This window comes from Gordonia sp. CPCC 205515 (assembly GCF_048537925.1).
Lineage (GTDB): Bacteria > Actinomycetota > Actinomycetes > Mycobacteriales > Mycobacteriaceae > Gordonia.
The window spans coordinates 1-13,177 of sequence record NZ_JBCLVJ010000012.1 but is presented as its reverse complement, the minus strand read 5'-3'; the positions used below and the strand labels follow the sequence as shown (position 1 = coordinate 13,177).

The following is a 13,177-nucleotide window of genomic DNA, read 5'->3' as shown; positions in this document are numbered from 1 at the left end:
TCAGAAGTGCCGGTTGGGGAAGCTGCCCGGCCCGCCCCACTGCGAGCGGAACAGATCCTCCGGCCGGCCCCACTCGTTGCGCGGTTCCGCGGAAGCCGGGTCGCCGTCGCCGGACCCCGACGCCGCCGCGATCAGCGTGACGAGCACGGCGACCTCTTCGTCGGTCGGTTTTCCGTTGACGATGCGCAGCAGCGGCGCCTCGGTGGTGATGTCAGGTGCGTCGCTCACAGGGGGATGTTCCCATGCTTCTTGGGCGGCGTGGTGACCATCTTGCGCTCGAGCAGTTTGAGCGCAGTGGCGATCTGGCCGCGGGTGTGGCTGGGCGGGATGACCGCGTCGACGTAACCGCGTTCGGCCGCAACGTACGGATTCACCAGGGTGTCCTCGTACTCCTGCTGCAACTGCAGGCGCAGCGCGTCGACGTCCTCGCCCTTGGCCTCGGCGTCCTTGAGTTGGCCGCGGTAGACGAACCCGACGGCGCCGGAGGCACCCATGACCGCGATCTGGGCGGTCGGCCACGCCAGGTTGACGTCGGCGCCCATGTGCTTGGAGCCCATGACGTCGTACGCGCCGCCGTACGCCTTGCGGGTGATGACGGTGATCTTGCCGACGGTGGCCTCGCCGTAGGCGTAGAGGAGCTTGGCGCCGCGGCGGATGATGCCGTTGTATTCCTGGTCGGTGCCGGGCAGGAAGCCGGGGACGTCGACCAGCGTGACGATCGGGATGTTGAACGCGTCGCAGGTGCGCACGAACCGCGCGGCCTTCTCCGAGGCGTTGATGTCGAGGCAGCCGGCGAACTGGGTCGGCTGGTTGGCGACGATGCCGACGCTGCGGCCGTCCACCCGACCGAATCCGACGAGCACGTTGGTCGCGTAATCGGCCTGCACCTCGAGGAACTCGTCGTCGTCGAGGATGCGCCGGATGACCTCGTGCATGTCGTAGGGCTGATTCGGCGAATCCGGGATCAGCGTGTCGAGTTCGAGGTCCTCGTCGGTGAGGGTCTCCTCGATGGAGCCCGCGGCCGGCTGGGCGACCGGCAGGCGCGGGGCCTCGGCGCGGTTGTTCGACGGCAGATAGCTCAGCAGGTCCTTGACGTAGTCGAGGGCGTCTTCCTCGTCGCTGGCCACGTAGTGCGCGGTGCCCGACTTCGCCATGTGGGTATGGGCGCCGCCGAGCTCCTCCATCGTGACCTCTTCACCGGTGACGGTCTTGATGACGTCGGGTCCGGTGATGAACATCTGGCTGGTCTGATCGACCATGACGACGAAGTCGGTGAGGGCGGGGGAGTAGACGTGCCCGCCGGCCGCGGCACCCATGATGAGCGAGATCTGCGGGATCACGCCGGACGCCCGAACGTTGCGGTAGAAGATCTCGCCGTAGAGGCCGAGGGAGACGACGCCCTCCTGGATGCGGGCGCCGGCGCCGTCGTTGATGCCGATCAGCGGGCGTCCGGTCTTGACGGCCAGGTCCATGACCTTGACGATCTTCTCGCCGTAGACCTCGCCGAGGCTACCGCCGAACACGGTGGGGTCCTGGCTGAAGATGCAGACCTCGCGGCCGTCGATGGTGCCGTATCCGGTGACCACGCCGTCGCCGACGGGACGACGCTCGGCCAGGCCGAAGTTGGTGCTGCGGTGCCGGGCGAGGGCGTCGAGTTCGACGAAGGAACCCTCATCCAAGAGGTGAGTGATCCGCTCCCGGGCGGTGAGCTTGCCCCGCGAGTGGGTCTTCTCGACGACCGCCTCACCCATCGGGTGCCTCGCCTCGTCCAGGCGATTGCGCAGATCGGCGAGCTTGCCCGCAGTGGTGTGGATGTCGGGAGCGGCGTCGTCGTCGCGCGAAGCTGTCGTCATGGTCTTCGATGCTAACGACCCGACTGTGAGCCACGTCAACCGGATCAATGTGAGATGCACCTCATGTTTCCGAGCGATCGGTCGGTGGACTCGCCGGTGGCGTTCTCAGACCGCGCGCGGGTGCCGCGCAGTAGCGTCAACGGTCATGAGCACCGACGGCACGAATCTCAACGACGAGGCACTGCGCACCCAACTGTCCGGCACCCGGTGGCACACGATCGAGGTCGTCGAGTCGACCGGCTCGACCAACGCCGATCTGATCGAGCGGTCGGCCGGTGAGAACGTCGCGGGTACGGTCCGACTGACCACCGACCAGACTGCGGGTCGCGGGCGGCACACGCGGGTATGGGCGGCACCGGCGGGCACGCAGGTCGCGATGTCGGCGGCGGTCGATGCGGGCACCAACACCGAAGACCTCGGCTGGTTGTCATTGATCGCGGGGCTGGCGGTGGCCGACGCGGTGGAGTCGGTGACCGCGGTGCGACCGACCCTCAAGTGGCCCAATGACGTCCTGATCGACGACCGGAAGGTGTCCGGCATCCTGTCGGAGTACTCGCGCACGTCCACCGGCGGTATCGCGGTGATCGGCGTCGGCGTCAACACAACCATGACCGAGGATCAGTTGCCGGTGCCGACGGCCACCTCGCTGGCGATCGTCACCGGCAAAGACGTCTCGGTCACCGACCTCGCGGCGGCGTATCTGCGTCGGCTGGCCGAACTGCTGGACCGGTGGCCTGCCGAACTGGGCAGCCTCGCCGAGGCCTACCGCGAGCGCAGCGACACCATCGGTCGCCGGGTGCGGGTGGTGCTGCCCGGCGACAAGGAGGTCGTCGGCACGGCCACCGGGATCGACTCGGCGGGCCGGATCGTCGTCGACGCCAATGGTCAGGACGTGATCGTGGCGGCCGCCGACGTGACGCACCTGCGCGCCGACGGCTGAGGGCGCACGCTCCCGGACGCGTTGGGGCGGGGGCTCAGCGTTGGCGAATGCTCTTGTGTCCCATGGCCGGAATCAGCGTGAGGATCGGTAACCCGATCACCAGGTGGACGATCGCGGTCGCGATGCCGACCGAGAACTCCGCCGACAGCAGCAGCGGTACGAGCACCGCCGCGGTGATCAGCAGCCCGACGATCCAGCGGTAGAACTGGTCGGGCGACGGCGTGACCAGCTGGAGCACATACCAGAGGGCGGCCGCCGCCAGGGCGCACAGGAAGCCCACGACCCCGAACCAGATCTCGTCGCGGGCCATCGGATTCCACACCCCGAACTTCCCGGCCTCGTTGATCTTCTCGACGATGGTGCGCAACACCCACGCGACCAGCCAGGCCGCCAGGCCCGTCACCACGCCGGTCATCACCACACCGCCGACGAACATCGTCGGGTTGATGTCGGGGCCGTGGCGCTGCGGTGATCGGGTCGGCGGCGGTTGCTGCTGGTAGGGATCGCCGGGATACGGGTTCATCTGGCTGTAGGCCTGCGCATTGGGGTCATAACCCGGCTCGTAGTGCGCGGTCCGGGGATCGCGCGGGTCTCGTGGATCTGGGTAGCTCATGCTGCCTTCCTCGCTTGATGTCTCCCGGGCCTTGTCTCTGTCGGAGAAGTCTACCGATCCGCACCGACGACATCGGTGAGCCGAACGACCTCGTCGGTGCCACGCCCTAAGCTGGCACCCATGTCCTATCCACGGGAGAACCTCGCGCCCGGCGAGGAGATCGTGCTGCACCGGCACCCCCACTGGAAATGCCTGATCGGGCCGTTTCTGTTGTTCGTGGTGATCACCGCCGTCGCGGGGATACTCGGCGGGATGACCACCGGCTCCCAGTTCGGGTCCACCACCACGATGGTGCTGCTCATCATCGTCGGAGTGCTGTGGATCGCCGGGCTGATCTGGTTCTTCGTCCGCCCGCTGGTGTCGTGGGCGTCGACGCATTTCGTGCTCACCGACCGACGCGTCATCTTCCGCAACGGGATCCTCACCCGATCGGGGATCGACATCCCCATCCGGCGGATCAACACCGTCGAGTTCCGGCACGGGCTGATCGACCGGATGCTGCGCACCGGGACGCTGGTCATCGAGTCGGCCTCCGACGACCCGTTGTCCTTCCATGACATTCCGCAGGTCGAGCGCGTGCACGCGTTGCTCTATCACGAGGTGCTCGACCTGCAGGAGGATGATTTGGTCTCGCGTGACGAATCCGACGTGGCGCGCGCGAGCCGTCGTGACGAGGAGGGGTATCGGTAATGACCGATGTGCTGTTGGCCGAGGACGATGCGGCGATCGCCGAACCGCTGGCGCGGGCGTTGACCCGCGAGGGTTACGGCTGTGAGGTGGTCACCGACGGTGCCCGTGCGCTCGAGCAGGCCCGCGACCAGCGTTTCGAGTTGCTGATTCTCGACCTGGGGTTGCCCGCGATCGACGGGTTGGAGGTGTGCCGACGGATTCGGGCGGAACGGCCGCAGCTGGCCGTCCTGATGCTGACCGCCCGCACCGACGAGGTGGACTTCGTGGTGGGGCTCGATGCGGGTGCCGACGACTACGTCGGCAAACCCTTCCGACTGGCCGAGCTGTTGGCGCGGGTGCGGGCGCTGCTGCGGCGTCAGCAGAGCACCGATGAGGTGCTCGACGGTGGCGACATCCAACTCGACACTCGTGGGCGGCGGGTCTTGGTGAACGGCGCCGATCTGGTGCTGGCCAACCGCGAGTTCGACCTCTTGCGCTTCCTGATGGAACGGGCCGGTGAGGTCGTCAGTCGCGACGAGATCCTCACCGAGGTGTGGGGATCGTCGACGGATCTGCGGTCGTCGAAGACCCTGGACATGCATATCTCGTGGCTGCGCCGAAAGATCGGCGACGACCAGTACGACCGTCCACGCCACATCGTCACGGTGCGCGGGGTCGGTTTCCGGTTCGATCCGTGACCAGTACGTAGCGACCGGCCCATGCGTCGTCGGATTCTGAACACGATGATCGCCATGCTGTTGGCGGTCGGCCTGCTGCTGGGCGTTCCGCTGTCGGTGATCGCCTGGTGGTGGGTGGCCGACAACGCGCATCAGAACCTCGACAGTCGACTCAAGCTGATCTCTGCGCAACTGATCCGGCAGGAGGGCACCGAGGGGCGGGTCGCGCCCGGCTCGCTGGATCTCGAGGCCTTCCGGCTGTTGCTGCCCGAGGGCGGTCGGCTCACCGTCCGCTATCCCACCATCGACGGCAACCAGGCGGTCACCGTGATCGGCAGCCCGATCGTGGGACAATCGATGACCGACTCCATCGCTCTGGGCAACGCGGGGTCGCTGGTGTTGGAGATCCCGATGTCGCAGGTCCGCGACGACCAGCTGGCCGCTGTCGGCATCGTCGTCCTGGTGGTGGCCGGGTCGATCGCGGCGGGCACGATCGCCGCGGCCGTCACCGCGGGCCGCGTGGCCGATCCGATGATCGATCTCGCCGACCGGGCGGCCGCCATGGCCAAGGGGGACTTCCGGTCGGAATGGAAGACCTACGGCATCAGTGAACTCGATCGGGTGTCGGATGCGCTCGGCGACGCGAACGCCGAGATCGCGCTTCGGCTCGAACGTGAGGGGGAGATCGTCGGCGACGTCTCGCATCAGCTGCGCAGCCGGCTCACCGCGATCCAGCTGCGCCTCGACGAACTGTCGCTGCACGCCGATCCTGCGGTCGTGACCGAGGCCGAGGCCGCCCTCGAGCAGGTGGAGCGGTTGTCGCGGGAGCTCGACGAGATGGTTGCGGCGTCCCGCAACGAACCGGGTGTGCCGACCCGGATCGACGTCGAAGACATGGTGCGGACACTGGTCGGCGATTTCCAGGCGGCCTTCGGAGCTCGCGACCGCGACCTCGAGGCGACCTTCAGCGGACACACCACGGCGGTCAGCGCGCGCCCCGGGCGTCTGCGCGAGGCCTTGAGCGTGCTCGTCGACAACGCGCTGCAACACGGCGCGGGCGAGTGCCGGATCGATGTCGACGACCTGCCGTCGGCGGACATGCTGCGGATCACCGTGGCCGACGGCGGCCCGGGGGTCGACGACGACCTGGTGGGGCTGATCTTCCGGCGGGGCTTCTCCGCGGGCCGTGGCAACGGGGTGGGGTTGTCGCTGGCCCGTGCGCTGGTCGAGGCCGACGGCGGTCGACTCGAATTGACGACCCGCAGACCCCCGGTGTTCTCCATCGTCGTGCCCTCGGCACACCCGTCCGATGTGCGGCCGGCGCCCTCACCGGTCAGGCGTGACCCAGTTCCTCATCGTTGAGTTCCTCCATCGTCGGATGCAGGTCGGTCGATCCGGCGTCGCCGCCGCGCAGGTTCTCCTCGGGGAACGCGAACTTGCGCAGCGCCCAGAACCGGAAGCCCATCTGCAGGATGTTGCCGATGATGAAGCCGAGGACGAAGTCGATGATGGCGAGTTCGACGCGGTCGACGTTCGCACGGATGTCGAACAGGTTGTTGGCGACCCACAGCGGTGCGGCGGCCAGCACCACGCCGATGCCGCTGATCACGAAGAACAGCAGTGCTTCGTGAGCCTTCTCGTGACCGCCGCGGTTCTTGAACGCCCACTCGCGGTTGAGGATGTAGCTGAGGATGGTGGCCAGCGTTCCGGAGATGACCCTCGCGACCACCGGCTTGGCCTCGAGAACCGTGAAGGTCAGCAGATAGAAGATGGCCAGGTCGAAGATGAACGTGGTGCCGCCGACGAGCGCGAATTTGATCAGTTCGTTGTGCTTGAGGACGAGTCGATGGACCGGAGCGGGCAGTCGAGCGACCAGCTCGTCGATGAAGGGCACAAGGTCCGAGTCTACGAAACAAAACCTGTGAGTAACTTCAGCGGGCGGTCATGCGAATGATGTCCGTGTCGTGCCACGATGTGTCGCGTGACTTCCAGCAGCGCTGATCCCGTCCCGCCCGCACCCGGTGCCGACCGTTCGGGTGTCGCATTTTCTTCCCGGTCGGAGACCGGAATGCCTGCCCGGTCGGAGACCGGAATGCCTGCCCGGTCGGAGACCGGAATGCCTACCGTGACGATGATCGGCGGGGGTCAGCTGGCACGGATGACCCATCAGGCGTCGATCGCGCTCGGCCAATGTCTGCGAGTGCTCGCGGCGAGTCCGTCGGATCCGGCCGCCCAGGTGAGCGCCGACGTCGTGCTCGGGTCGCATGACGAGCTCGATGATCTGCGGCGCGCGGCGGCCGGCGCGGTGGCCCTGACCTTCGATCACGAGGGTGTGCCGCTGGCTCATCTGCAGGCGTTGGAGGCCGAGGGGGTCGCGGTGTTGCCGCCGTCGAAGGCGCTGCACTTCGCCCAGGACAAACTCGCCATGCGCACTCGGCTCGCGGAGCTGGGTCTGCCGGTACCGGACTTCGCCGATCTGACCGGCGACCGGGACGCCGCCCGCGCGGCGCTCATCGAGTTCGGCGATCGGCATGACTGGTCGATCGTGCTCAAGGCGATCCGCGGCGGCTACGACGGACGCGGGGTCTGGCTGCTGGACGACCGCGACGCCGCGCTGGCGGTGTTCGACGAGCAGCGGGCCGACGTCGGATTGATCGCCGAGCTGATGGTGCCGATGCGTCGCGAACTGTCGGCGATGATCGCGCGGTCGCCGTTCGGTCAGGGTGGTGCGTGGCCGGTGGTGGAGACCATCCAGCGCAAGGGACAGTGCGCGGTGGTGCTCGCCCCGGCGCCGGGGCTCTCCGACGACGTCGCCGAGCAGGCGCAGCAGATGGCCCTGCGGTTGGCCGACGAGCTCGGCGTCGTCGGCGTGATGGCGATGGAACTGTTCGAGACCACCGACGGCGGGCTGCTGGTCAACGAGTTGGCGATGCGTCCGCACAACAGTGGGCACTGGACCATGGACGGGGCCGTCACCTCGCAGTTCGAGCAGCACCTGCGGGCAGTCCTGGACTATCCGCTCGGTGCGAGCGCACCGCGGGCGCCGATCACGGTGATGGCGAATGTGCTTGGCGCCGAAACGGCCCCGACGATGTCGATGGACGAGCGGCTGCACCATCTGATGGCCCGCATGCCCGATGCCAAGGTGCATCTGTACGGTAAGGGCGAGCGTCCCGACCGCAAGATCGGGCACGTGAACATTGTTGGCACGAGCAAAGATTCGGTTGCCGAGGTGCGTGAGCGTGCGGAGCGCGCGGCGCACTGGATGTCGCATGCCGAATGGACCGATGGATGGGATGCACACTCATGACCGATGCGCCGGCGAGCACCGACACCGCGAACGAGGCTGTCGCCGAGACCGATTCCCCGCCCGCCGAGCATGTCCGGCCGCGCGTCGGATTGATCATGGGCAGCGACTCGGACTGGCCGACGATGGAGGCCGCCGCCGAGGCGCTCGCCGAGTTCGGCGTCGGGTTCGAGGTGGGTGTCGTCTCGGCCCACCGCACCCCGCAGCGGATGCTCGACTATGCGGCCGGTGCGGCCGATCGCGGTATCGAGGTGATCATCGCCGGTGCTGGTGGTGCGGCCCACCTGCCGGGCATGGTCGCCTCGGCCACGCCGCTCCCGGTGATCGGGGTGCCGGTGCAGCTACGCACCCTCGACGGACTGGACTCACTGCTTTCGATCGTGCAGATGCCGGCCGGGGTACCGGTGGCCACCGTATCGATCGGCGGCGCCCGCAACGCGGGACTGCTCGCGGTACGCATCCTGGGCTCGGCCGATGAGCGGTTGCGTGCTCGGATGGTCGAGTTCCAGCGGGGGCTGGAGACGATGGTGCTGGAGAAGGACGAGGCGCTGCGCAAGAAGCTGTTGGGCGAGTAGCAGTTTCGCTCGTGGAGGCGCCAATCGTCAGTCGGCGAGCTTCGCGCTGAGGAAATCGAGCACCTGCTCCCGGGCGCGGTAGGTGGGCTGGCCAGGTTCGTCGATGAGGTGCTCGGTCAGCACCGAATGTGGGGTGGGCAGAAACGAATCCGGGTTCGCTGCGGAATCGGGCAACGGCACGGCGATGAACGCGTCGCCGAGTTGCTCACGCAGGAACTCGAAGCGCCCCTTCGGCGACATCGGATCGCCGTCGAACCGCAGACCGAGCACCTGCAGGCCTGCGGCGCACCGCGATTTGACCCGCGCCAGGTCGGCGTCGCTCAGGTCGATCGAGCGATTGCGGGACGGAATGATCCCGAACGGCAGTGAGGGTTGGGACAGGACCGGCGCGAGCAGTCGGTCGTCGGTGGCCATTGCCAGCGCGAACCCTCCGGTGAAGCACATGCCGACAGCGCCGACACCCGGGCCGCCGCACCGCTCGTGTTCGATCGCCGCCAGGCCGCGCAACCAATCGGCGATCGGCGACGTCTTGCCGGTCGCCAGCACGGTGAACTCGCGACTGATGCAGGCCCGGGCGATGGTGCCCACCATGTTTCGGCCCGCACCCAGCATGCCCAGGTTCTCCGGCGTCGGATCGCGGCCGTCGACCCCGAACAGCGACGGCAGCACCGCGGTGAGTCCGCGATCGGCGACCTTGCGGGCGAAATCCGCCACTTTCGGTGAGATACCGGGCATCTCGGCGATGACGATCACCGCCGGTCCGGTACCTCGGTGGTAGACGCGTCGCGTCGACGATCCGACGGTGACGTCGCGGGCGGTGAAGTCGTCCAGCGGATCGTCGGCCATGTCAGTCCGCGATGACCGTGCCGACGAGCACCGAGTCGAACAGTTGCGCCGCCAATCGGGCTCCGCGGGCCACATCGGGGGAGTCCGACGGGATGATTCGCGGACGAATTACCTTGTAGTGCTTCGACTTCCGGACGAACCCGAATTCGCCGGCAGCCAGCACGTTGCGCACCCAATCGGTGTGGCGACCATAGGCCAGCACAATGGACAGCCGATCGCCCTCGACCCAGGCCAGCACCGGGATCGAATACGTTGCGCCGGATGTGCGGCCGACGTGTTCGACCATCGCCCAGGGTGCCAGGCGCGGCGCCCACAGGCGCTGAATGGGATTGGTGACGACCTTGTTGAAGCGGCCGACGGCGGCAGGTAGTTGCATGGTCAGCTCGATCCGAATGATCCGCTGCCCGAACCGGATCCGGACCCCGACCCGGAGCCGGCCGCGGGGGCCCCGTCGGTGAAGCCGGAGATGACACCGGCCATCGGGATGGAGCCGCCGACGGCCTGGCGGAAGTTGAGCATGGCCCGTTTGACGTGGTCGGGACTGCTGACAACCACGGCGCCACTGGCGCGGCCGGCCGCGAGCATGCGCGCAGTGTACCGGGCGTTTTCCATGGTGGACCGCGAACGATTCTCGGTGGCAACACGATTGGCCGGGATGCCATGGCCGACCAGCCACGACTTCATGGCTTGCGCTTCGGTGCGTCCGCCACGCGGCAGGCCGCCGGTGGTGATGATGCCGGCGGTGGGAAAGGCGCGGGCGAGCGAGATGCCGGCCTGCAGGCGGCTCACCAGCATCGGCTTCATCGAGCCGTCACGATTGAGCCCGGCGCCGAGGACCACGATGCGGGTGCCCACCGGATTGAGGGTCAGCATCATCGGCACCTCGGGGGTGAGCTGCTCCTGGTCGGTACACCATTTGATGACCTGCGGGATGGCGGTCTGACATCCCCCGACCGTGGACAGGATCCCGTTGAGCATGGTCACCGGAGACGCGGCCGCCGGCGCCATCGTCTGCGGAGCCATGGCAATTGCGACACTCAGGACACTTGCGCCCGCCCACGCGGCAGCTTTCCCTCTGATGCGCATGAGTCACACGGTAGGGCTCTCGTCGGTGGTTCGCCGGGGTTCGGCGATTTCCTTGCCGGCGCGACGGCGTGTTGTTCTCTCGGCGTGTTGGACGGATGACCCGCTCGAGACACACCACTAGCGCAGGGTGACGGTCGCGCGTTCGGTGTCGGCCAACGCGTCGAGTCGCGTGGCGTCCGCGTGCGACACCGTGACCAGCGACGCCCCGACGATCAGCGGCGCCAGGAGGTTGGTCTGCACGTCCGCGCCGGTACGCCACGACCGCACGGAGAGCGCCCGGGCACCGGCGACGATGCCCTCGGCCTCTGCGGCGGTGCGTGCCGCCGCGAGCACCGCTCCGACCGGCTGACCGTCGAGAACCGGGCCGGTGACCGGTGACCGCAGCGCGTACTGATCGCCGTGGACCCGGACCGCGGAGGCAAAATCGGTGACCCCGATCGGCAGATCCCGCACCCCCATCGCGAACGGGTCGAGCGAGGCCACCAGCAATTCGTCGACGTCGCCGTAGGCGTCGATGCGGTCGGCGGAGGTGATTACGGCCGCGACCGCTGCTGTATCGGTGTCGTCGTCGAGCCGTACGTGGGCGCCCGCCCACCATGCTCCGAGCAGGATCGCAATGGTCTGCCAGTGTTCGGGCAGGTCGACGCGCAGTTCGTCGCCGGGGGCCAGACCGAGTTCGTCGACGAAGAAGTTCGCCGACTTCGCGGCCCAATTGCCCAGGGTCGCGGCGGACAGCTCGGTGCGCTCACCGCTGTCGTGGTCGTAATAGGTGACCATCGGCTGGGACCAGTCGGCGACGGCGCCGAAGATCCCGGTGGTGACCGATGCGGGGACGGGGGCGGACGTGGTCATCAGTTCACGCACGTGGGTCCGTCGGTGCCGGCGGTGATCGGCGCGCGGTTGCCCGCGACCTGTTCGGCCTGCGGGGTGGAATCGGCCTGTGCGCCGGTGTCGACGATCGATCCGGGACCCTCGTAGGTGTTGGTCAGCACCGCGCGCAACCGCTTGTCCGGCAACGACGCATCGGCCCGCACGGCGATCCCGCCGAGGTCCTTGGCGAGCTGCTGGGCTCCGGCGTCGTCGGCCGAGCGTGCATAGATCACCGAATCGAGGTCGTCGGCGGGGTTGCTCGACGTCTTGCCGGTTTGGAATCCCTTGTTGGTCAGGATGTTCGACACATTCGAGGCCAGTCCGTCGATGGTGCCGGCGTTGTCCACGTCCACGGTGTAGTCGGAGCGCTCGATGCCGCCGGAGTTCTTCTTGCCGTTGAGGAGGCCGTCGGTGAAGGTCTGGACCTGCTTCGGGTCCACCTTGACCACGCTCTGCTGGCCGTCATCGCTCCAGCCCTGGTCGGTCACCACCGGGACGGTCGCGAATTTGACCCGCCCGCCGGAGAGATTCCGCAGTTGCTCCGCGAACTTGACCACGTCCCAGTTGTCGTCGATGACCACCGAGCGGGAGACCGCATTCTCCAGGTCGGAAAGTTTGCCGGGATCGGCAAGAATGTTGGCCGACAACATCTTCTGGGTCAGCGATGCCATGAACACCTGCTGGCGGGTGATGCGGTCGAGGTCGCCGCGGGGCAGGCCGTGCCGCTGCCGGACGAAGCTGAGCGCCTGCGGTCCGTTCAGGGTCTGTCGGCCGGCCCGGAAGCGTGCGCCCGAAAAGGGTTCGTTGACAGCATCTTTCAGGCACACATCGACTCCACCGACCGCCTTGGTCAGCAGCGCGAAGCCGAGGAGCCCGACCTCCGCGTAGTGATCGACCTGCACGCCGGTCAGGTTGGCCACACTGTCGATCAACGCTTTTCGGCCGGCTTGCACGCCTTCGCGTTCGGCGTCGGCCTCGGGTTTGCCTGCCTCGACGTCGCGTCGGCGGGTGCCCTCCTTGGTCGCGCCGTAGGCGGCATTGATCTTCGACATACCGATCCCGGGCACGTCGACGTAGGAGTCGCGGGGGATGGAGATGGCGGTCGCCGACGATCCGTCGTTGGGGATGCGGATCAGGATGATGGTGTCGGTGCTCGTCGTGACGTCGTCACCGGCCCGCAGCCACTGCAGCTCCTGCGACGAGAGGGGGTTGCCCTTGGCGTCGGTACGTGAATCCATGCCGACCAGCAGGATGTCGGTGGCACCGTCGGCCGCGCCGCCGCCGAGCCCGAGACCGCCCAGCTGGGTGATGCTGGAGTTGAGACCGTTCACGCTGCTCCACGCGTAGCCGGTGCACAGCAGGACCGCGGCCGACAGCAATGCCACCAGTCCCCGGCCGAGGCCGCGTCGGGCGGTGGTCGAACCCAACGAGATGCGGTTCTTGGTCGGCGGCGCCTCGACGACCGGCTGTTCCGGCCGGGGCCGAGGTCGGGGCTTGCGGGGCGGCGGGCCGTCGCCGTCGCCGGTGCGCGGATTCCGCGGCTGCGCGGCGCGGACTCGCGGGTCCTCGGACGGTCGACGACGGCGCGCGTCGGGGGCCCTGTCTGTCCGGCGGGTGTGGATCTCGCCCGAGGACGTGCGCCGCTGCGGCTGGGCCTCGCGCGGCTTCTCCGGCGGGGGAGTGCGGCGACGTGCGCCCGGCTCGCCGCGTTCGGGCGGGCGCCGGCGGGGGGCCCCGTCGC

15 protein-coding genes are annotated in these 13,177 nt (G+C 68.1%); 6 read left to right on the top strand and 9 right to left on the bottom strand.

Annotated features, from left to right (window positions below):
• Both AAFP30_RS19430 and AAFP30_RS19425 read right to left on the bottom strand, forming a co-directional pair.
• The gene (locus AAFP30_RS19430) at positions 1-228 is read right to left on the bottom strand and encodes an acyl-CoA carboxylase subunit epsilon (RefSeq protein ID WP_419231642.1); all 228 of its coding nucleotides are present in this window, start codon (positions 226-228) and stop codon (positions 1-3) included.
• The gene (locus AAFP30_RS19425) at positions 225-1,853 is read right to left on the bottom strand and encodes an acyl-CoA carboxylase subunit beta (RefSeq protein WP_419231641.1); all 1,629 of its coding nucleotides are present in this window, start codon (positions 1,851-1,853) and stop codon (positions 225-227) included. Before AAFP30_RS19425 ends, AAFP30_RS19430 begins: the two co-directional genes overlap by 4 nt.
• 145 nt (positions 1,854-1,998) lie before the next feature.
• On the opposite strand from AAFP30_RS19425, the gene AAFP30_RS19420 reads away from it, so the two are divergent.
• Complete coding sequence (locus AAFP30_RS19420; RefSeq protein WP_419231640.1) at positions 1,999-2,793, top strand: biotin--[acetyl-CoA-carboxylase] ligase; 795 nt, start codon at positions 1,999-2,001, stop codon at positions 2,791-2,793.
• Between the two features lie 34 nt (positions 2,794-2,827).
• Here the strand turns inward: AAFP30_RS19420 and AAFP30_RS19415 are convergent, their stop codons facing one another.
• Positions 2,828-3,406, bottom strand: coding sequence for a hypothetical protein (locus tag AAFP30_RS19415; RefSeq protein WP_419231639.1), 579 nt, complete (start codon positions 3,404-3,406; stop codon positions 2,828-2,830).
• Between the two features lie 120 nt (positions 3,407-3,526).
• Here AAFP30_RS19415 and AAFP30_RS19410 point away from each other — a divergent pair, with 120 nt between their 5' ends.
• Genes AAFP30_RS19410 through AAFP30_RS19400 form a run of 3 tightly spaced genes read left to right on the top strand, consistent with a single transcriptional unit; the run spans position 3,527 to position 6,114 of the window.
• The gene (locus tag AAFP30_RS19410) at positions 3,527-4,096 is read left to right on the top strand and encodes a PH domain-containing protein (RefSeq protein WP_419231638.1); all 570 of its coding nucleotides are present in this window, start codon (positions 3,527-3,529) and stop codon (positions 4,094-4,096) included.
• Complete coding sequence (locus tag AAFP30_RS19405) at positions 4,096-4,773, top strand: response regulator transcription factor (protein ID WP_419231637.1); 678 nt, start codon at positions 4,096-4,098, stop codon at positions 4,771-4,773. The genes AAFP30_RS19410 and AAFP30_RS19405 overlap by 1 nt, the downstream gene beginning before the upstream one ends.
• Before the next feature lie 21 nt (positions 4,774-4,794).
• On the top strand, positions 4,795-6,114 hold the full coding sequence (locus AAFP30_RS19400; RefSeq protein ID WP_419231636.1) for a sensor histidine kinase: 1,320 nt from the start codon (positions 4,795-4,797) through the stop codon (positions 6,112-6,114).
• Here AAFP30_RS19400 and AAFP30_RS19395 read toward each other — a convergent pair.
• Entirely contained in the window at positions 6,086-6,646 is a 561-nt protein-coding gene (locus AAFP30_RS19395; RefSeq protein ID WP_419231635.1) for a GtrA family protein, read from the bottom strand. The two genes, AAFP30_RS19400 and AAFP30_RS19395, sit on opposite strands and share 29 nt — an antisense overlap.
• A 198-nt stretch (positions 6,647-6,844) precedes the next feature.
• Between AAFP30_RS19395 and AAFP30_RS19390 the strand changes: the two genes are divergently transcribed.
• Entirely contained in the window at positions 6,845-8,062 is a 1,218-nt protein-coding gene (locus AAFP30_RS19390) for a 5-(carboxyamino)imidazole ribonucleotide synthase (protein WP_419231740.1), read from the top strand.
• Positions 8,044-8,634 (top strand): 5-(carboxyamino)imidazole ribonucleotide mutase, encoded by a 591-nt coding sequence (purE, locus tag AAFP30_RS19385; protein WP_419231634.1) that lies wholly within the window; start codon positions 8,044-8,046, stop codon positions 8,632-8,634. The genes AAFP30_RS19390 and purE overlap by 19 nt, the downstream gene beginning before the upstream one ends.
• Before the next feature lie 27 nt (positions 8,635-8,661).
• Here purE and AAFP30_RS19380 read toward each other — a convergent pair whose 3' ends face one another.
• The 5 genes from AAFP30_RS19380 to AAFP30_RS19360 all read right to left on the bottom strand — a co-directional run.
• Positions 8,662-9,480, bottom strand: coding sequence for a dienelactone hydrolase family protein (locus AAFP30_RS19380; RefSeq protein WP_419231633.1), 819 nt, complete (start codon positions 9,478-9,480; stop codon positions 8,662-8,664).
• A 1-nt stretch (position 9,481) separates the two neighbouring features.
• Positions 9,482-9,856, bottom strand: coding sequence for a nitroreductase family deazaflavin-dependent oxidoreductase (locus AAFP30_RS19375; protein WP_419231632.1), 375 nt, complete (start codon positions 9,854-9,856; stop codon positions 9,482-9,484).
• A gap of 2 nt (positions 9,857-9,858) precedes the next feature.
• A complete protein-coding gene (locus AAFP30_RS19370) occupies positions 9,859-10,566 on the bottom strand; it encodes a YdcF family protein (protein ID WP_419231631.1) in 708 nt (235 codons plus the stop codon).
• Positions 10,567-10,683: 117 nt separating this feature from the next.
• On the bottom strand, positions 10,684-11,418 hold the full coding sequence (locus tag AAFP30_RS19365) for a TIGR03089 family protein (protein WP_419231630.1): 735 nt from the start codon (positions 11,416-11,418) through the stop codon (positions 10,684-10,686).
• Positions 11,418-13,177 (bottom strand): LCP family protein (locus AAFP30_RS19360; protein ID WP_419231629.1); only part of this gene is annotated, 1,760 nt, incomplete at its 5' end. The genes AAFP30_RS19360 and AAFP30_RS19365, both read right to left, overlap by 1 nt.